This window comes from Rhodopirellula europaea 6C, assembly GCF_000338295.1.
Classification (GTDB): domain Bacteria; phylum Planctomycetota; class Planctomycetia; order Pirellulales; family Pirellulaceae; genus Rhodopirellula; species Rhodopirellula europaea.
Genome location: NZ_ANMO01000011.1, coordinates 113,044 through 133,476, shown reverse-complemented (window position 1 = coordinate 133,476; position 20,433 = coordinate 113,044). Strand labels below are relative to the sequence as shown.

13 protein-coding genes are annotated in these 20,433 nt (G+C 55.9%); 7 read left to right on the top strand and 6 right to left on the bottom strand.

The genetic code is table 11. The features are described 5' to 3' along the window. Positions 1-455: 455 nt before the first annotated feature. Genes RE6C_RS01080 through RE6C_RS01065 form a run of 4 tightly spaced genes read left to right on the top strand, consistent with a single transcriptional unit; the run spans position 456 to position 7,060 of the window. On the top strand, positions 456-2,345 hold the full coding sequence (locus tag RE6C_RS01080; protein ID WP_008653024.1) for a TolC family protein: 1,890 nt from the start codon (positions 456-458) through the stop codon (positions 2,343-2,345). Positions 2,346-2,349: 4 nt separating this feature from the next. Further along, entirely contained in the window at positions 2,350-3,279 is a 930-nt protein-coding gene (locus RE6C_RS01075; RefSeq protein ID WP_008653023.1) for an efflux RND transporter periplasmic adaptor subunit, read from the top strand. Beyond that, a complete protein-coding gene (locus RE6C_RS01070; protein WP_039960857.1) occupies positions 3,273-4,721 on the top strand; it encodes an efflux RND transporter periplasmic adaptor subunit in 1,449 nt (482 codons plus the stop codon). Before RE6C_RS01075 ends, RE6C_RS01070 begins: the two co-directional genes overlap by 7 nt. Continuing rightward, positions 4,715-7,060: a site-2 protease family protein gene (locus tag RE6C_RS01065; protein WP_008653021.1), complete on the top strand. Its 2,346-nt coding sequence runs from the start codon at positions 4,715-4,717 to the stop codon at positions 7,058-7,060. Before RE6C_RS01070 ends, RE6C_RS01065 begins: the two co-directional genes overlap by 7 nt. Positions 7,061-7,138: 78 nt before the next feature. Here RE6C_RS01065 and RE6C_RS01060 read toward each other — a convergent pair whose 3' ends face one another. The 4 genes from RE6C_RS01060 to RE6C_RS01045 all read right to left on the bottom strand — a co-directional run bounded on the left by RE6C_RS01060 (position 7,139) and on the right by RE6C_RS01045 (position 13,517). After that, positions 7,139-9,859 (bottom strand): O-antigen ligase family protein, encoded by a 2,721-nt coding sequence (locus tag RE6C_RS01060; RefSeq protein WP_008653020.1) that lies wholly within the window; start codon positions 9,857-9,859, stop codon positions 7,139-7,141. A gap of 273 nt (positions 9,860-10,132) precedes the next feature. Continuing rightward, entirely contained in the window at positions 10,133-11,614 is a 1,482-nt protein-coding gene (locus RE6C_RS01055) for a DUF4346 domain-containing protein (protein WP_008653019.1), read from the bottom strand. A gap of 65 nt (positions 11,615-11,679) precedes the next feature. Next, a complete protein-coding gene (locus tag RE6C_RS01050; protein ID WP_039960886.1) occupies positions 11,680-12,591 on the bottom strand; it encodes a DUF1573 domain-containing protein in 912 nt (303 codons plus the stop codon). Positions 12,592-12,833: 242 nt separating this feature from the next. Then, complete coding sequence (locus RE6C_RS01045; protein WP_008653017.1) at positions 12,834-13,517, bottom strand: nucleoside triphosphate pyrophosphatase; 684 nt, start codon at positions 13,515-13,517, stop codon at positions 12,834-12,836. Between the two features lie 496 nt (positions 13,518-14,013). Here RE6C_RS01045 and RE6C_RS01040 point away from each other — a divergent pair, with 496 nt between their 5' ends. Further along, a complete protein-coding gene (locus RE6C_RS01040) occupies positions 14,014-15,750 on the top strand; it encodes a DnaA/Hda family protein (protein WP_008653016.1) in 1,737 nt (578 codons plus the stop codon). Between the two features lie 103 nt (positions 15,751-15,853). Further along, entirely contained in the window at positions 15,854-17,302 is a 1,449-nt protein-coding gene (dnaB, locus tag RE6C_RS01035) for a replicative DNA helicase (RefSeq protein WP_008653015.1), read from the top strand. Positions 17,303-17,358: 56 nt separating this feature from the next. On the opposite strand, the gene RE6C_RS33375 is transcribed toward dnaB, so the two are convergent. Next, complete coding sequence (locus tag RE6C_RS33375) at positions 17,359-17,535, bottom strand: hypothetical protein (protein ID WP_390175909.1); 177 nt, start codon at positions 17,533-17,535, stop codon at positions 17,359-17,361. Positions 17,536-17,670: 135 nt separating this feature from the next. On the opposite strand from RE6C_RS33375, the gene RE6C_RS01030 reads away from it, so the two are divergent. Continuing rightward, on the top strand, positions 17,671-18,231 hold the full coding sequence (locus RE6C_RS01030; RefSeq protein WP_236617847.1) for an REP-associated tyrosine transposase: 561 nt from the start codon (positions 17,671-17,673) through the stop codon (positions 18,229-18,231). A 274-nt stretch (positions 18,232-18,505) separates the two neighbouring features. On the opposite strand, the gene RE6C_RS01025 is transcribed toward RE6C_RS01030, so the two are convergent. Beyond that, complete coding sequence (locus RE6C_RS01025; RefSeq protein ID WP_236617846.1) at positions 18,506-20,149, bottom strand: DUF4153 domain-containing protein; 1,644 nt, start codon at positions 20,147-20,149, stop codon at positions 18,506-18,508. Positions 20,150-20,433: the final 284 nt, after the last annotated feature.

Here is a 20,433-nt window from a genome sequence, read left to right as displayed (position 1 = left end):
GTGCGGGGGTTCACGTAGGATCCGCTGACTTTGCGGGTTCCGCTGACTTGACGCGTTTTTCCGATTGATACCGGTCAGATCGTTGCGACGCTCAATTTGCTTGCGGTCGTTGCAATCCTCGCGACCGTCTCATCCGAAGAGTTATGTACACGTCGTGGATCAAGGCGCTAGATCTCACGATTCGTGATCACCAGCGGTTGAGAGGGCACGCTTGCAGACCTTCGGATGAAGGAGCGGGCGACAGCCGAAGGTGATTGTTTGCGTTTGCAAATCTGGTCTAGGTAGGAATGAAGCCCACGTATCAGCATCACCGCAGCATCCGATGGAGGAGGCCCCCGCAGGTCTCCTCGTCGACATGCGAAAAACGACGATCGTCGCCGAAGGCAATCTGGCCTTTCCGGCGGTCGACGGTCGCTGCTTGGATGCTAGCAACTGGTGGTTTGGTCTTACTCGGTATGCAATCACCAATCCTCAGAGCGGAAGAAACGTCGTTTCAACAGTTTCTCGAGAACGCTGCACGCAACATGGCGGAGGCCAATCGCCGGGATTCGTTGCAACCAGAGACACCGTTGGCAACCGAATCAAAGCCGCCTTCGTCTTCGACCACCGACACGTTGGCGTTGCCGCCGGAACCGACGGAAGTCACCACGGCGGTTGACACCGTCGCTCCCTGGTGGGAATCCATTGCCTTCTCGGGGCTGTTGCAGACGCCCGAGCAAGTGTCATTTGATTTGCCAACCGTCCTGACGGACACGCTCGAGACCAGTCCTCGGATCTCATCAGTTTCACGGCGGACTTCGATTGCGTACGAAAAGATTGTGCAGCAAAACGCTGTTTTCGACCCGACGTTGTTGTTGGAAGGTGGCTACGGCCGTGTCAATGATCCGGTCGGCAGCACATTGACAACGGGTGGCCCCGATCGATTGATCCAAAACTCGGTGATCGCCAGCGGTGGCTTTCGTAAACTGACGCGACGTGGTGCGGTCGTCGACTTGACGCAAGAATTGGGAACTCTGGATAGCAATAGTCTTTTCTTCGAACCAAATCCCCAAGGCAACTCAAGAGTCAGCCTTAGCATCACACAACCGTTGTTGGCAACCAGCGGCGAGGTCTACAACACGCGGCTCGTCACGCAGGCATCCATTGAAAGCCGGATTGCTTGGCAAGAGATGCGTTCGGAAATTGAATCTCATCTTGTCGACACCTTCCAAGCGTTTTGGCGATTGTACGAACGCCGTTGCCACTTGGTCCAACAGCGAAGCCTGATCGAACGAGGCGAACAAATCGCTCGCATCGTTGATGGACGTGCAGATCTGGACTCTGGACCGCTTCAACGCATCAAGGTCCAGCGTCGATTGGCAAACGACCGTGATCGCCAAATCGAAATCGAAGCGGAGTTGCAACGACTTCAGGTTCGACTAAGAACACTCGTTGGTAGTCCGGAAATTGCGGCGATGAAACAATCGGTTGAATTGATCCCTTTGGCCAATCCCGATATTCCCAAGGAAGACATCGAGCTGAAGGACGCCATCGTGCGCGGGTTGGAGTATCGACCCGACATCCAAGCCGCGACGCAAGAACTGGCGTCTGCGGGGTTGGGCATCAACGTGACTCGTAATGAACTGAAACCACAATTGGACGCGGTTTTTGATGCGTATTTGTCCGGGCTTCGCGGAGACAATCGATTCTTACAAGCGTTTGGTGACCAATTCACTGAAGGTCCCGGCCTGACGGCGACCTTGCAGTACAGCTTGCCGTATGGTCGCCGCGCCGCACGCAGTCGTGTTCGCGAAGCAAGGTATCGATACCAACAACGAAGTGAGGAGTTGCGTCAGAGTTTGTTGGTTGCGCGACGCGAAATTGAAACCGCGTTGATACAGGCGGACGCAAACTTTCGGTTGCGTGAAAGCAAGGCGATCACACTGCAAGCCGCAATTCGCGAAGAAGAAATCGCAATGCGGCGTTGGGAATTGCTCGCCGGTGATGGTGGACCGACAGCGCTTGTGTTGGAAGATTTACTGGAAACTCAGAAGCGTCGTACCGAAAGCGAACAGCTATTCGTCACCGCACAAGTCTCGTCGATCATCTCTTTGATCGAGTTGCAAAAGGCGATGGGGACGTTGTTGATGACCGAGGGCGTCCAGCCATATCGCCCCGGAAACACTAGCCAGATTGACCTGTCACGAATTGACCCAGTTGAGATCAATCACATGCACGCTCCGACGCAAGTCACCCAGTGGAGCCAGCAGGTGGTCGGTGAATCGTTGATTGGAGAGGTTGGGCTGATTGAATTCGAAGATTCATCTTCCGGCGACGCAGCGTCCACATTGGAACGGATGGAATAGGAAAATGACAAAGCAAACATCATGGACGATTGTCGGTTTGAGCGTCTTCATCGCGTTTCATCTAACGGCGGATTTCGCACTCGCGCAAGGTACGACTGCGACGCAGCGCGGCATCGCATTGTATGGTGATTCTGCCTACGAAGGTTTCTCGCAAGCCATCGAAGACGTCTGCCTTGGAAGTGAAGATCTCGGGCGAATCATCGAATTGCCAGTGAAAGTCGGCCAGCGGGTCAAGGCCAACGATGTCATTGCTCGATTGGACGACGAAATTGAAAAGGCGTCGATGGAGATCGCTCAAACGCAAGCCGCCATGTTGGGTGAAGTCAACGCGGCGCAAGCGTCGTTGGATATGCAAACGATTCGGGTCGAACACCTTCGCCGTTTGTTGCGAGACGAGATGGCGGGTTCCGATGAACTTCGTCGAGCTGAACTGGAATTGAAGATTGCCGCGGCGCGGTTGTTGACCGCGACCGAACAACGAACGCTTCGATCGGCGGAAGCCAACCGACTCGAATTGCAATGGAAGCGACGAACGATTCGAGCTCCGTTCGATGGAGTCATCGCGGAAAAACGAGCCAGTTTGGGAGCCACAATCACACCTTCTTCACCGGAGATCGTTCGCTTGGTGCGGACGGACATTCTTCACGCTGTTTTCAATGTGATGGCCGATCGGGCGTTACAGATGAAGCCGGGCATGGATACACAGGTCTATTTCCGCGCCGCTCGCAAGACTGTCGATGGAAAGATCGATACGGTCGGTCCATCAATCAATAGCGAAAGCGGCACAATTGAAATTCGGGTACGGATCGACAATCCAACGGGCGAACTTCGGCCAGGTGACCGCTGCACCATGCGAGTCGTTGCACCGAACCTGACTGACGAAGGATCCGAGTCGGTTTCCAAACTACAACAGTCAGGAATCAATCGATGGTAAGTGCTGCCACATCGACCACATTCCGAGACAAGAACAATCCCCAACAAGTGGCCGCGTCGAATGATGCGTCTGCGCGACCGATGCAATCTGCTGAGTTGTCGGATGTTCCCCAGTCAAAGCATTTTCAATCGATGTGGCACACTTGGTTGACCGAGATGGCGTCCACCAAGGACCGTGTGTCGGCCGCGGAATTGTTGGTCCAGCGGTTGTGCACCGTGCTGCCAGAACACACCATTCGATTGGGTTGGGGCGGTCGGACGATGCATCGGTTGCACGATGGACGGCTGGGTTGGTTGGGAGCAGACAACTCCATTCGTCAGCGCTATGACGCACAGTGGTTGGCATCGACCGCAGAAGACAGTCCGCCGCCGACCGAAAGCACGTCGCGATGGGACAACGGAACTCTGGTGATTGATCTAGTTCCGGATGTCGAGAACGCGTCCCAACCAAGCGAGAACGCATCCAGCGGTTCAACGACGCCGCGTTGTCAGCTGTGGATTCGGCCGCCCGAGTCAGATGACTTTGACGCCCGAACGTTTCAAAGAATGCTGACTCCCGACGTGATGGGATTGTTCGCTGCGATTTTCTTGAGTCGCCCGGCAAAGGATCATTGGGGACGTCTGGCGAACAAGCTGAGCAAGTGGTGGTCACGGCGAGGGCTGATCGGAATCGCTTTCTTGGTGACTTTGATTTTGACATGCATTCCCATGTCGTATCGCACTCATGCGATCGCGACGGTCGCCCCGATGAACGGACGCCTGATCGCATCGCCAATCGATGCGACGCTGCTGACGACGTTGGTTCGTCCCGGCGATCGTGTCACAGCCGGGCAAACGCTGTTGCAGTTGGACGGTCGGCCGTTGCGGATCGAGTTGGAATCTCTGCTGGCAGAAATCGATGAAGCCCAAAAGGACGAGGACATTGCACTGGCAAGCAATCAAATTGCTTCGGCTCAGTTGGCTGGGTTGCGCCGGAAGACGTTGCTTCGGAAAGCGGAATTGTTGCAAGACAAACTGAGCAAACTTGATGTCGTGTCGCCGATCGATGGGATCATCATCCAAGGTGACCTGACTCGATCCCTCGGGACACCGTTAGAAATCGGGCAAACGTTGATGGAAGTCGCTCCCGAAGGAAACGTTGAGATTGAATTGGAGTTGCCCGAGTCTGAAATTGGATTCGTGGAAATGAACGCTCCTGTCGAATTGTGGTTTCCCGCTTTGGACGGGGAAGCGTTTGAGAGCAGTGTGCAGTCGGTTTGGCCTGCCGCCACCATTCGTGATGATGCCAATGTCTTCGTCGCGATCGCGGAACTGCCCAACGAAAACGCGGCACTACGAGTGGGAATGCGTGGCGAGGCCATCGTGATGGGGCCCACTTACCCGTGGATTTGGAAGTGGATCCGAACTCCCGTGAGACGAATGGGGTGGATGATCGGATGGTGAATCCAAACGAAGCTGTCACAAACCAGAGCCCGATCGATGAGAGCGTTCTCACTGAACTGAATGGCCTGAGTGGGCCACCGTTGCAAGCACCCAAGGTGCGTCTGGATCCGGAGCTTGAATTCACCGTATGCGAAGTGGCCGGAGTCACTGTCATCCGTGCCGCGCATGGTGGAACGGGGCAACATTTCCAATTGGGAACATCGGAACACTATGTCGCTACGCTCCTGGACGGTCATCGCTCGACAACTGAGATTGTTCACCAAGCACAACGGGATGGCTTGGATTGGTCGCCAGAAGACGTCGCTGATTTTATCGCGGTGTTAGTGGCTCAGAAAATCGCAATCGCAGAAGCCGTTCCGACCGCGACGCCGCCTGCAATGCCAGCTGAAGTCGTAACTGATTCCGCGACCAAGGCCGACTTGCTGAATACTGATGAGGTGTCGACGGAGGACTCAGTTGAGGCTGCAGTTAAACAGCCAGCGCGGGCCAAGCGACCCGGTCTTTTCGCGGTTCTAAATCGGTTGTTTTCCGTTTGCATTGGTCCGTTGATCAAGGCGTGTTCGTGGTTGATCAGCTTGCGGTTTCCGCTGGTCAATGCCAATGGACCCGCGAACGCGCTGCTTCCACTCTCGCGACCACTGTTCACGGCTCACGGTGTTGTGGTTGCGGGATCGTTCATTGCAATCACGATGACTTTCGCTTTGTTCCAACGTAGCCAACTAACCGCGGAGTTGATGCGGATCTTTGATTCTGAGCTTTGGATCGGAATGCTGGCCATCTGGGCCGTGATGAAATTGATTCACGAGATGGGCCACGCCGTCGCGGCTCGTTGGCATGGAGTCCAGGTTGGTAAAGCCGGCGTGATGTTCTTTCTGATGGCACCACTTGCCTACGTGGACGTGACCAACGCTTGGCGTCTTCCCAACCGCCAATCTCGCGCTTCGATCGCGATGGCGGGTGTGTACTGGGAATTGTTGATCGCATCGGTTGCATATTGGATTTGGTGCTGGCACCCATCCGACTTCGCGGCACACTTGGCAGCACAAATCTTCTTCATCGCCGGTCCTGCGACGTTGCTGGTCAATGCCAACCCGTTGTTGCGTTTGGACGGCTACTACGTTCTCTCCGACTGGACGGACATTCCCAACTTGCGAGAACAAGGTCGCAAACTGTTCGGTGGTTGGTTGCAGTTCAAGTTGTTTGCGATGCGAGGTGACAGTTGCAAGCTATCGGGTTGGCGGCGTGGATTCGCTGCTTGTCACGCCGCCGCATCCATCGTCTTCCAAATTGTCTGGATGGGCGGATTGATTGTCGTCGTATCCATGTGGGCGGGGCCGGTTGGATTGCTGATGGCAGTGGCTGCGATCCTATTGTGGGTCATGCTTCCAACGATGAAATTCGCGGGCAAGGTTTGGAACTACGAGGGGGAGGCGGAATCGTTTTCAAAGTGGTCGCACCGTCGCCGTGCAATCTGGACCTGCGTGACGTTTTGCTTTCTTGCCCAGTTTTTGGTGACGTTGCCGTCACCTCTCAGCCGTCCGGTGCCCGTCGTTGTGCGGTTCGCGGACGATCAGATTCTCCGCTCGCCGGTCAATGGTTTTGTCGACCAGATCATCATGCGTTCCGGTGATCCAGTGATGGCTGGACAAGTGATCCTTCAGTTGAGTGATCATGAATTGGTCGCTGAACGCGATGCGACTCAGTTGGAATTGGAGGCGGAGGAGATCAAGTGGCAACGCCATGAAGGGTTGGGCGAACTTGGCTTGGCAGAAGCTGCCAAACAGAAGTCCGAGAGTTTACGCCGCAGTTTGGAAGAGTTGAACGCGCAAGTGGATTCGCTTCGGGTGGTTGCTCAACGCGACGGAGAGATTTTGACAACGGATTTAGAAGACCTTCGCGGGGCCTATGTGCGTGCTGGAGAAGAACTTGTCCATATCGGCGTTCGTCAGCGAATGGAACTCTTGGTCTCGGTCGGTGATTCCGACTTGGACGCCTATCGTTCGGCACTGCAAAAAGACGAACCCATGCAAGTGCTTTTCCGTGGCGGAGAATTGATCGAGGTCCATCCCAAGAAATTGCAACCTCGTGCTAGTCGCCAAATTCCGCATCCCGCTCTCGCGGCGATCGCGGATGGACCGCTGCCGGTATCTCCTGCAAAGGAACAGTCGCAGTCAGCGGATCCCTACGAATTGTTGACACCACGCTTTCAAGCGATTGTCCCTCTTTCGCCCGTTGTCAGCGATCGCGTGCGAGCTGGCGAGACCGGACAAATGGCTCTTCGCGATCAACGAAGCCTGGGAAGACGGTTTTGGGAATGGTTGGCCGAAGGCACATCTTGAGACGACCCGGAATTTGCGATGCAGGTTTTGCCGACTGCTTTTTCTGTAAACGGCCGCCCTCGATAACAAGGGCCGCTGCTAATTCAAAATTGACTCGACGCTGGGCAGCGTGTCGTCCTTGGGGAGGTTTGGTTCGAGCATTTCCTTTCGATCGGCTTCTGCAATGCGATCAACAAATTGTTGGAACCGTTTGTCTTTCGGAAATGCTTCGCGGCCCATTCGTGAATGTCGCAGGGCATCTTTCCGATTGCCGGTGATCAGCATTTGCTCAATCAATTGAACTCGGTATCGCGGCTCATCGGGCATCAAGCGGATGGCTTCTTCGCCCGACTTGGTCGCTTTCTCGGTGTCAGCCAGTGTGAAGTGAATCCGTGAAAGAAGGGCTTGGCATTTAGCACGACCAGCCAAATTGGATGCGCGACTGCAATCGATCGAACTTGCAGCGTACTGAAGGAACGGTTGATCGGGTTCATCCCACAACATCACATCGGCCGCCGCTAATTCGATCGCTTGCGATTGTTCCGGAATGACTCTGCTGAGCGGAAGCTTGTCTTGGTTGACTCGGAACAGAGGCATCAACTGAGACGCCAGGCCAGGACGCAAAGCCAGCGAATCTCGAAACGTCGATACGGCTGAATCGTAGTCGCCGATCATGAAAGCGCGTCGCCCCAATCGCATCAAACGAATGGGTTCGGTCGAGTAGAACTTCGCAAGATGTTTGACCGCGACGTTTGTTTCGGGTTGGGGTTCCAGAACAGATTGCAATTGCACCAACGATGCTCGCGAGGCTTGTCCGAGCGGGCAAGTCACCACGCCAGCCAAGGACGTGTTCCAAGCGTCTTCGTAATGCAGAATGCTCTTGAGTGGATCTCGCGTCATCGCAGCCAATGGCGGCGGGTAATTCAGTTCACGCTCATTCAGATTCGTTTTCGCGTAAATCTCACCTGCCTGTTCAATCGTGGTCGGCCGCCATTCCAACGTCTCCGCCAAGCGTCCGCGATCACGCTGAGTCGCAGCGAGCAAAGTGCGGGTCTCGGGGAACGGGTTATAGTCCAGGTTCTCGGCTAGCAACGATTCGACTTGTTCCAAAACCTCAGGTTGAAACTTCATTCCCGCGTATTCGCTTTGGATGCGGCGGACCAGCGATTCTGATTCGGCGTCGTTTTTCAAACCAGGAATTGCTAGCAAGGACAGCAAGATGATCCCAACCGCGATGGCACCGACACTGACGGATGATGTCAGGCGGCCCCACTTGGAAGTGGATTTCAATTTGATCTTCGCACCGCCCGAAGCGGACTTCGTGTTGTCGGTTGTGGATTCTGGTTCGAGGTCTGCGGCAGCGGCTTCTTCTTCCCGTTCCGCCGCAGCCATCGCCATGGCGTATTCGGGATCCGCCATCGCCATCGCGTGATAAGGATCGTCTTCTTCCTCGGGCATTGGAGCTTGCAGTCCACCGCCAGCAACCTGTCGCGAAACCACAGCGGTCGCCAGCACCACGGCAACGAATAGGTTGGCGGGCATGATCAAACCGAAGTCAAAGAATTGCGACGCGGCAACCGCGGCGATCGCATACCACGCCGCGACCCGAACGCCTTGATCAACGGGGTCAGCTGATGTCGACAACCGCCGCAGTGACCGAAGCAAGATCACAAACAGCAGCACCGTAATCACTACGCCAGGCAATCCGGTCTCGACCAGCATTTCCAACCACAAGTTGTCGGCGTGTTCAAACCATGGTCCCGGACTTTGCGATTGGTACGGCAAGTAGGAATATCCGTAGGTGCTGATGCCGGATCCCATCGGGAGGTAAGCCATCGCGGCATTCCATCCATCTTGCCAGTGCAGCAACCGGCCGTCTTTTTGCAAAGTGTCCGCGTTTGCGGAAATCATCTCGAGCCGAGTGATGGATTCGAGATTGAGCTGCATCGGAACTGTCAAAATCGCGACCGAGATTGCGATCACAACTGCCAACACAGGCAAACCGATCAACCCGCGTCTTGGGCGAACGTATCCGAAAGCGAAAACCAATCCAAACAACGCCGCGACCACACCGCCTCGCGAACCATTCAGAAGCAAACCGGCAACACAGGTAATTGATGAAAGCAAACCGATCAGTGACTCTCGGTCCGAGATCAGTGCCAAAAGATCGTTGAATTCGAAATCGGGATCATCCAATTCGATGTTGTGCAAAGCCATCATCCGCCAAGACAACAACCCGAGGCTGGCGGCCAAACCGAAATTCAACATCAACGCAGCGTTGTTGCGATTGACGAATCCGGCGAACCCGCTGGACCTCGTTTGAAAGAACCAGATGTCCGCCGTCGGGTCCAGTTTGCGGTAGAAGCCGATGATCGCAACGGACGCACCCGTGATTGCGATCGCGCTGAGCAACATCGTCAATCGGTTGCGAGCGTGGAAGACGATCGATGCCGCGAAGGAAAGTGGCAGCAACAACGTCAATAACATTGCGACGTGATGGGTATCAAACGGCGACACCGACATCGCGTGGATCGAAGGTTGTTCCTCCGCGGGCACCAAACCGTCCAGCCAAGTCGAATAGGCATCTTGGGACCCAGGGCTGAGCAATCCAACGAGGCTGGACGGCAGCGGCATGGTCTGGATCCATGCGAGCAGCACCAACAATCCCAGCGGGATCAGCAACTTGTGTTGGCGCAGACCGCTGGACGCGGTCGTGTCCGTCAAACCGACCAGCGATAACAGCATCGCGACCAAGATACCGGTGGCCGCAACGTATTGACTCCAGTGCAAGATCCCGCCGAAATCCGCTGCCAAACACAACGGTATTAGGACCAGAATCGAGGCGGAGATCCATAGCAACGTGGTGCGTAGAACTGACACGTGGGCAACCGAACCAAAAGAACCAAGAAGGACATCTCTGGTTAGGTTTTACCCGATTGCTACGAAGGACAAGACCGTCTTGACGAAATGTTAAAACGTTTGGAGTGTCCGGTCGCCGTTCAACCGTGCGTGCTGCAGCGATTGAATCCTTTACGACGACGTCAAACCGAACACAGGTGCGGCGGCCGGCGGAATCGATTGACCGAGGCCAGGTCAGGAATTGGACGGATCGTCTGGTTTTTGCGGACTGCGTGCATGCCGACTGGTTCGCTCGATCCGGTGCGAATCTTCCTCCACCGTGAGGTGCCCCCAGTGCAACGCTTGGTCTTGTTCGTATTGTTTGCTCAGCGTCAGTGCGATGTTGGCTTTCGCCATTTCATAACCCAAATAAAACGCGTGCGATGCGTCGACGTTGTCCGATTGCGGTTGCCGCATCAATTCAGCGAACAACTCAAACGGGTCTTTGCCGACCAGGTGCAAACCGGCACTGATCAAATGGATTGTGTCATTCTGAGCGATCAAACGGTAATTGTTGTCTTTAACGCCGTCGGCGAGCGCCGCGAGTGCCGCGTCCGAATGTGGTCGCAGTTTCGGATCGCGAAGAGTGACGAGTTGATCGGACAGCCGTTTGGGCGGCACGCCTCGCGAAACCGCGTGGTAGACCAATCGTCGAGCGATTTCGCATTCCGCGACCGACGATTTCGCCCAGTTGATGACTTGCGTGGTCAAGACACTTCGGACGGACAGCTCTTGGCAGATTCCGAGCAGCAAAAAATTAACGCCCGCCGAATCGACATCGGTCAATTCAGTCAGGTTGCCGATTCCCATCATCATTTCAATGTCGGGATACCGCCGCCGAACCTCAGCGTAGCGGAGCAGGCTGTTGGTGAAGCCCGATCCGATGGGCTCAAGAATCGGATCGACTCGAAAGGGAACATTGTGTTGTGAGAGAAAGTCGATCGTTTCATCGAGGCTGGACAAATCGTCTGGCACATCGGGAATCGCGACCACTTCGCATCCCCAGTGACGCGCCGCCTCGCGGTTGGATGAGTTGACGGACAGCACCAACGTGGCACCCGCGCGAATTGCATCGCCAGCTTCTTCGCCATCAAACGTGTCGATGCTGACGGTGTGGCCGGAGTCGACGAGAGCCGAAACGTAGTTTCCGATCGTTTGGCAACGACGCGAAGGATCACATCCCACGTCGATTCGATCTGCTCCCTGTTCACGCAATTGATTCGCGATTCGCACGACCTCTTCGATCGACAATCGCGGGGCGTGATTGATCTCAGCAATGATCTCGATCGAGTGAGCCGACAAGTCGACGGCTTCTTGACGACCGGTCGTCCACGCATGCAGGTCTCGGCAATCTTTCGGACCACACAACACTTCAGCAGAAGTCTGCTGGATCAGCCTGAGCAATGGAGCTGCCAAATCGCCGGCCGCTTCCAGGTTGTCCTCCAGAAATCCAGGCAGGATCACGTGGGTGGCGCAATCGGGGATTTCCCAGTGACGCGACAGCCACTTGGGCGTGATCAATGCTGCCACGGTGATCGGAACCACGCCGACGCTGTGCTCGCAACCAAACGTCTTTGCGATGCGATTTGCCTCTTCGCTCACGGCAGCTTCCGCCAATCGCCCGGTCAAGAAATGAACGTGCGAGTCGGCGGTCAGCTTGGGAGGCGAAGAAGGCATGCGGTAGCGATGTGGGCGAAGGGCGTTCGCCCCAAATCAACAGAATCGATCCCGTCGGTGCGAGATCAGCGAGCGGGCTGCTTTACCGTACCCGTCGCGACGCATTCAGCGGTCTTGTTGCCCGGCAGATCCGTCACGATTTCGATTCGTTGAGCGACGCGGGCAGGTTCATCGCCACCGGTGAATTTCATTTCCACGAAGTGCAGCTTTTTTTTGCCTTCGGGAATTTCAAACTGGAAGCGATCGTCCGGGCATCGTACTTCTTTGATTTCAAATGCCTCTTCACCACGCACCAACAACCGTTTGCTGACCGTTTTGCCCGACTCGGTTGTGCCCAGGCTGACGGCGGCGGGAGAAACGCTGATCGTTGGACGGATCATTCCCGCGATCGACATTTCAATGGTTGGGAATTTGGCGTCGTTGCTGACCAACGTCAATCGTTCGCGAATTTCGCCTTCTTCCATGGTGTCTTTCATGCGAACACGCATTTTGTACTGAACCATGTTCGGCTGAATGATTGGTTGTTCCAACTTGACCGCAAAGTCGTCGCAGTGGCTGCGGACGTCGGTCAAACGCCAGCTCGAATTGCCGCGGTGCGTGATCGTGATGTCTTTCTCTTTGACTTCGCCATTCTTGCACTGACCAAAATCGACTTCGGGTGGATCAAACGTGACGTCGGTGCGAATGAAGCCGCTGACTTTCAGTTGAACTTCGGCGTAGTACGGTTGGTCAAACACGACCGTCACCGTCGCGGCCTTTTGACCGATGAAGGTACTCGTGTTCAGTGTCGCAACGATGGAACTGGTTTCGTGCGTTTCCAGGGTGTCGTCGGAAACGGTCGGCGTGGTGCAACCACAACTGCTTCGGACGCCTTGGACGTGGACAGTCTCTTCGTAAAGATTGCGAAACTCGAATTTGTATTCCGCCTTGGTTCCGCGACCGACGACTCGAAAATCGTGGTTGGTCTCAGTGAACATTTTCTCCGCCCAGTTTTGAGCGTTGGCTGAAGAAGCCAGCGACATCAAAGAGAGCAGAGCGATGCAACCGGTCAGGCTGGAACGGACGAGTGATCCAATCATCAAACAAATCCATCAGGCTAGGGCGAATTCTGGCACAGCAGCAACGCTGGGGCGTTCGCACGAGGATATCGGGTGGGCAATGGGACATTCAATTCGTCGACGCCGTCCTTCGCCGCCTCTGCTCGCTGAGGTCGTCCGACCTAGGAACAGCTTGAATCGGATGATTCAATCGAATCGATCGTCGGGGTGGTTATCTTTTCGGCATTTTGCTCAAAGTTTTCCAACAATTCCGCCAGTCGTTCCATCGACAATCCGACAACGTTGCTTTCACTATCGTTCCCAATGACGTTTAACCAGTCGTTTCCGTCTTGATATCCGAAAGCACCGGCCTTGCCCTCCCAACGCAAACTGTCCAGGTGTTCGTTCAGTTGCTCCTCCGTCAGTTCCGACATCTGCAATCGGGTTCGAACGACATCCACAACAAACTTCTCGTGCCGACGTGACCAAAGACAGATACCGGTAAAGACATCGTGATTGCGTCCGCTGAGCAAACGCAGCATTTCTTCGGCGTGATCTCGGTTGTGGGGTTTGCCCAGGATGTTTCCCACGCAAGAAGCAACTGTGTCGGCGGCCAGCACCAAACCATCGTCGATACGTGCGACCACATCGGCGGCTTTTCGGTACGCCAGACGTGCCACCATTTCGGGGGCGGTCTCTCGGCTACAGATTCCACACTCGGCGGAGTCGGCGGCCGGTTGAACCGAGAATTCGTATCCGGCCGCGGAGAGCAGTTGTGCCCGTCGCGGGGAGCCGCTAGCCAGGATCAAAGATTCCGGATTTGGCGATGCCGAGCCAGGCAATTCCGCTCGCGGAAGGTCGGTCATTAAGGGAAGGTCTTTCGTCATGACAACCAGTTTATCGGATGCTGGCGAGGCGTCTTCCCGGGGAGTGCCGAAACGGCGATTTCGGCACCAAAATTCTTATCAACACGGTTTGTGGTTCGTAAGTGACTGACACGCAGTCGTTTACGCGGATGACATTTTGAAGAAGGTTTTGTGTGGAAAAGGTTACCGACAGATTTTCCACGAGTCACCAAACTCGCCTTGCCGACACTGAAGAGACTCCGTCATGATCTCGGACCGCGAACGAGTCGGGATTTCCCGACCCCGCCGGATGACCTCTCGCCATGTCGGCCTCCACGCTCCAAAACTTCACTCAATCTATTTGACTTGTTTGCTAGCAAACCTAGAATCTGCCCCAACGTCGTGAGGGAGCACATCACTCGGCGACACTCATCGCTTCGAAGAATCGCAGCCACGCTGGCCGCCCGATTCGTCGCCCGTGTTAACAAAATCCATGAGGGAGGTCTGCGCAACCGGTATGTCGTCGACGCAAGGTAGCATCGAGACGCAGGAAGCCATTGAGCGGTTCGCCGAGGCTTTGCATCAACGCATCGGCGCTGACCGATACCGGTTGTGGTTCACCCATGGGGTTGGCTTCGACTTGGAGGTCGGCGATTCACCCGATGATGGCAAGCCAACCGTGGTGGTGGTCATCCGCACCAGCGGTCCATTCGCGGCACAGCGGATGGGCAACAGCTTTGCGACCGAACTGCGCGCCGCGGCAATGATCGCTTGCGGTGAACGAGCTCGCTATCGCATCGACGTGGAAGAAGCGGAACAACCCGCACCAAAGAAACGAACTCGCGCCGCAAAGGTTGCTGCTGAAAAGAAAGCGACAACGAAGAGCGGTGGCCGTCGATCAACGGCACGTCAAACCAGCGCTCGTGCGACAGCAGGCCGGCAATCCGGTGGACGCTCATCGACTGGCCGTCGCGGATCAGCAAACAGTCTCGCCAGTCTTCTGGCTCAATCGACCGCAACGGGCAGCGAAAAACCCGGTGGCTCTAGCGGTGGGAAAGGTCGCTCGCGCGGTCGCGTTGAACACGACCCAATCGCGGCGTCGGAATTGCCAGCCGAGGAACGCTTCGATGACGAAGAGTTGGAAGACGAAGAAGTCGCCGTCTCAACGCCTCGGTCGTCGAAGTCCAAACTTCCACCGCTTCCCGAATCACAACCGACCGGCGGCCGAACGCTCGACAGTTTCATCACCGGTCCCTGCAACGAGTTCGCGTTCTCCGCGGCGATGATGGCGGTCGCGACACCCTCCGTTGCCACACCGCTTTTCTTGCACGGTCCAACTGGAACGGGCAAGTCTCACTTGCTGGCCGCGCTTGCGAACGAATTTCGCACTCGCCGCCGAATGCGTCGCGTTGTTTTGCTGACCGCGGAACAATTCACCAATGACTTTGTCGTGTCGGTGGGCTCGACCGGATTGCCCGCCTTCCGGCGTCGATATCGTGACGTGGATGCGTTGTTGATTGATGACGTCCATTTCTTGGCCGCCAAAACGGCGACCTTGCGAGAAGCTTTGTACACCGTCGAAACCTTGGCATCGGCGGGCAAGCCCCTGGTTTTCTCCGCCAACCTGCCGCCCAGCGACATTCGCGGATTGACCGGCGAAGTGGCCGGGCGAATGGCATCGGGGCTGGTTTGCCCCCTGGCGGCGCTCGACCAAGAAACACGTTTCAAGTTGTTGCAGCGGATGGTGGCGACCCGCTGTGTGCTGGGATGTGACAACACATTGCTGGAAGAAGTCAGCGAATTGATTGGCGGCGACGCTCGCGCGGCCGGCGGAATCGCGAACCTGATCGGCATGCTCCAGCGAATGTTCCGCCGCGAACCCACGATCGACGAAATTCGTCGCTACGGGGGCGATTTGCTGCGAAGTACCCAGGTGGCACCGACGCTGCGGAGCATTGAAAAAGCTGTCTGCGAAACATTCGGACTTGAAGGCGACGGTCTTCGCGGCAAAGCTCAAACAAGACGGGTCAGCGAACCTCGCACCCTCGCGATGTACTTGGCTCGACAACACACCGGCAGTGCGTTCACGGAAATTGCCAAGCATTTTGGTCGACGCAGCCACTCCAACGCGATCTCCGCAATCAGTAAAGTGGAGACTTGGTTGTCCAGCGGCAAACCCATCGGCGCCGGCGACGGTGCCATGTCGGCGCAAGACGCCATCGCTCGCGTGGAATCACGTTTGCGAGTTGGCTGAGTCGCCGGATGACTCAACGCCTTGCATTCTCATCGCCATCCATTCTGATTGAATGGAATCGTTTCTTTGAACCATCCATCCGACCCCAACGGCAGCTTCACGGATGATCGCAGACAACAAATTCGACGGACCTCATCGCGGCAAGAAGAAGAAAGAAGCTTCGACCAGCGAGATCCTTGCTCGGCAGCAACCGTTCGATCGCGAAGCTGAGATGGGCGTGATCGGTTCCGTTTTGCTGATGCCCGATATCTGCGACGAGATCGCGTCGTTGAAAGCGGATGACTTCTACGACGAAGCCAACCAGATCATCTATCGCCACCTTCGAGACATGTTTGACTCGGGGGAAAAGATCGACATTACGTTGCTGGTGTCTCGGATGCGTACCGCGGGCGACTTTGAAAAAGTCGGCGGGGCTGCATATCTGGCTCAGCTTGGTGGCAGCGTTGCCAATGCGGCGCACGCGGCTTTCTATGGCGAGATCGTTCGTGAAAAGGCGATGTTCCGTCGCTTGATCGAATCCGGCACCGAGATCCTGCGTGACGCCTACGAGCAAACCGGTACCGCGAAGGAACTGTGTGCCCAAGCGGAACAAAAAGTTTTCGCGATCATGGAAGGCCGGTCGGGTAACTCGGTTTGGGCGATCAGCGACGTGCTGCACCAAGCGATGGATCGCATGGAAGCACGGATGCGTGATGATTACGTCGAAGGCGGTGCGGAAACCGGTCTGACGGACTTTGACCAAATGACTGGCGGTTTGCACCACGGTGAGCTGATCATTTTGGCCGCTCGTCCTTCGATGGGCAAAACGGCACTGGCCATGAACATCGCCGAACATTGTGCGATCGTTCAACGTGAACCGGTCTTGTTCGTCAGTTTGGAAATGTCGGCGATCGAATTGGCTGACCGGATGCTTTGTAGTTTGGCTCGCGTGAACGGTCACCGTTTGCGAAACGGGACGATCAGTTCCGACGACCGCGACCGCTTGGTTTCCAAAGCCAACGACATCAGCCAAGCTCCGCTTTTCGTGGATGATTCGCCCAGTCGAACGGTCAGCGAAATCGCCGCAGCGGCTCGTCGGATCAAGCGGAAAGAAGACGGTCTTGGGCTGATTGTGATTGACTATTTGCAGCTCATTGAACCGGACAACTCACGTGACCCTCGGCAGGAGCAGGTTGCAAAGATCGCTCGTCGTTTGAAAGGGATGGCACGGGAATTGGAAGTCCCACTGCTGTGTTTGTCTCAGCTCAACCGGCAAGCGGAAGATGGCAAGGATCACCGTCCGAAGCTGTCTCACCTTCGTGAGTCGGGTGCTATCGAGCAGGATGCCGACGTTGTGATGTTTGTTCACCGTGAGGAGTATTATCACCGCGGCGAAGACAAGGCTCAGTTCGCTGGACAAGCCGAAATCATCATCGCCAAACAACGGAACGGTCCGGTCGGCGATGTCGAGCTGACCTGGGAAGGCGACTTCACTCGATTCAGCAATCGCGCCGCGGAACATCACAGCGAATTCGACGACTACCGCGAATTCACCAGCCCCGGCGGCTTCTAAATCCTGCTTCTCCCGTAGGCCAGGTTCCACCTGGCGATGGTGGTATGCCGGACTGTTCACCACACCGATGGGATGTTCGGTCGCGAGCACTCCTCGCTTTGTTCCAAAGCATCGGCATGGATGCCATGTGGAACATGGCCTACGGCGTTGCTCAAGCGTAGGCCAGGTTGTACCTGGCGATGGTCGCTGGCCGGGGTTTTTACCATGCCGTTGGCATGTTCCGTCGCGATCACGCCTCGCTTTGTTCCAAAGCATCGGCGTGGATGCCATGTGGAACATGGCCTACGGCGTGAACGACCACTGGTGTCGGGCGGGGTGGTTCAAATTTGCAAATGGAATCGCCTCTGCAAACCTGCTATGAATTTGGGATGTCAAACTTTCGTCGCAAGCATCTTCCGGGCGGAACCTTTTTCTTCACTTTGGTGACCTACCGACGTCGTCCTTTGTTTCGATCTGGTCTCGCAAGGAATTGTTTGAGACAAGCCATGGAAGAGCAGATCCGGACGCATCCGTTCAACCTGTTTGCGATTTGCCTGTTGCCCGATCATTTGCATTGCGTCTGGATTCTGCCGCGTGGGGATTCGGACTACTCGGCTCGGTGGCAAGTGATTAAGAAGTGCTTCACGCAGCGTTACCTAGATGGTGGCGGAGTGGACTTGCCCGTTACGGATGGCGAGCGACGCCAGAACAGGAAAGGGATCTGGCAATCTCGGTTTTGGGAACACACCGTTCGAGACGAACAAGATTTAGAACGATGCGTGGACTACCTTCACTGGAACCCTCGCAAGCACGGGTTGGTCAGTCGAGTGGGCGACTATCCTTTTTCGAGGTTTCATCGATTTGTGGAAGAAGGCCAGTATGAATTGGATTGGGGCGGAACGGATCCGGAGTTTGGGCGAGCCAACAAAACCAATTGGGGCGAACCGTGAGGTTCGCCACGAAGACACACGTAGGCCAGGCCCAGCCTGGCGGTGGTTGCTGGCCGGATCACTCACCACACCGATGGGATGTTCGGTCGCGATCACGCCTCGCTTTGTTCCAAAGCATCGGCTCGGATGCCATGTGGAACATGGCCTACGGCGTTGCTCTAGCGTAGGCCAGGTTGTACCTGGCGATGGTCGCTGGCCGGAAACTTTGCACCATCAAAAGCCTTCCAAAACACGACCAAAGCTCGGTTTGAACGAATGATTCAGTTTCCAAACCTCAATACCACTGCATGGCGTAGTCTTTGAAACGTTGCAGGGTGGACCGGCGTTCGGCGGGATTGGCGAATCGCGTGGAGAGCTCCGGGTGATCGGCCAATCGAGACGCGAGCATTCGGGTGGCTCCTTGTTGTTCACTCCATTGAGTCGTCAACTTTGCGGACAGCTCTGCTTCGCGAATTGCCAGGCGAGCTTGAACGCCTTCTCGAATAATCGGATCGGGGTGTTCGAGCAGATGGAACGTCGACAGCAAACCTTCGTCGCTGATCGGTTTGACAGCCAGCATCACTGATGGTGCTGAGTACCCGGCATTGACTCGCAAAACGTTGTATCGATGGGCGAGATAGTCGACGGGCGTGACGCTGTAGGCGATCACGACGATGGTCAAAGCCAGCATCTGAGATCGGAGCAGCCACCAAAAGTTCTTGGTCTTGGCGATCTTGTAGACAACCAAAGCGAATCCGATCACGACGGCAGTGATTCCGAACAACCCGACCATCCGCAGTTGAGTCATTCCGTTGTAGCCGATGTAAATCATCAACCGGTTGTAAACCGCCAAGGCGAGCAACAGGTTTTCTGCCGACCAGATCCATGCCCATCGTCGAACTTGCGGCATGCGAGGGTCGGCCAAGAGACTGCGTCCGAAAATGATCGACAACGAAACGGTCGCCAGGCCCAAAGCGATGGTCAACCACGCTGCGCCTTGATGAGCGTATCCCGCGTAGTAGAACCCTTCGGGGAAATCTCGCCGCCAAAGCGTCCAGAATTCGAAGCAGAGGTAGGCGGCGAAAAGACTGGTCACCGCAATCAGCGTGTTGCGATAGGCGGAGTACAGTCCCGATTCCGCAGTCGTGGAAATCGATTCGTCTTCGGTGGTGCTACCGAATCGAAGGAAAGGACGAAGGGGGCGAATCAATCCAACACCGATGGTCAACGCCAAGACGCAGAACGGGATTTCCCAAACCGAGAAATTGCTCAGCCAGTTGAAGGTGAACTTCCAAGCGGAGCGAACGTGGGTCCCAACCCAAGAAACCAAATCGGGGTTGGCCATCACGAAAATCCCGCCAAACGCCAAGACCGCGGCGGCCGGCAGCAGGATCGACGCCAGACGGTGGTGGTTGCGGACTTGGTCGATCGCTTGATGAGTCATCCGGTAGCGGGAAATGCGGTTGGCTCCGTCGCCCAAACTGCGTCCGAACCAAAGAAACCCTTCTAGCACGAAAGGGACGACGCCGCTGGCGGCCATCGACATCGCCACGATCAACAAGATCGCCGAACCGATCGCAAGCGGTGAGCCTTGCCAAAGCAAACGCAAAGCAACGAGAGCGGACAACATACCACAGACCGCGAGCGACCGACTATGAGGTCGGCTGGTCGCCGCGTACCGGAAGAGAATAGGCGTCAGAACCAAGAAGATCGCCACGGAGAGGTAGGTAGCGAGGCGAAAAATCAGCACGTCCGCGGCAAAGGTCCAGACCAGGGCCGCTGTGATTTCGCGGGTTGCCAGCCCAATGGGGATCCCGTGGTCTTTGGCAGCGATCGTTGCGGTCGCATCGGGAGATGGATCGATCGGGGGATTCAAGTTGCCGGACATCGCGATTCGCCTTTGTTGAGAAAAGAACGGCCAAAGCATTGAACTCATCATGCTCGTGACCATCAGGCTGCAGACCACGTTCAATCCATCTTGCCGTGGCCAATTCCAGTATAGACCGGAGCGATCGCCCGATGCCAATCGACGCGGTCCAGCGTGCTCGGCCGGCGTTTGAGAGAAGGTCGATCGGCTTGGTCGATCACAGACAACCGATGGATGAGATGGCACGGCCAGAAAGACCAATCCGTTTGTTCAATTCACGAACACGGTGCGTCGTGAACGTTCAAATTTTTGATCTGACGAACCAGCATGCCGTGTATCAACCACGGGATGCACCC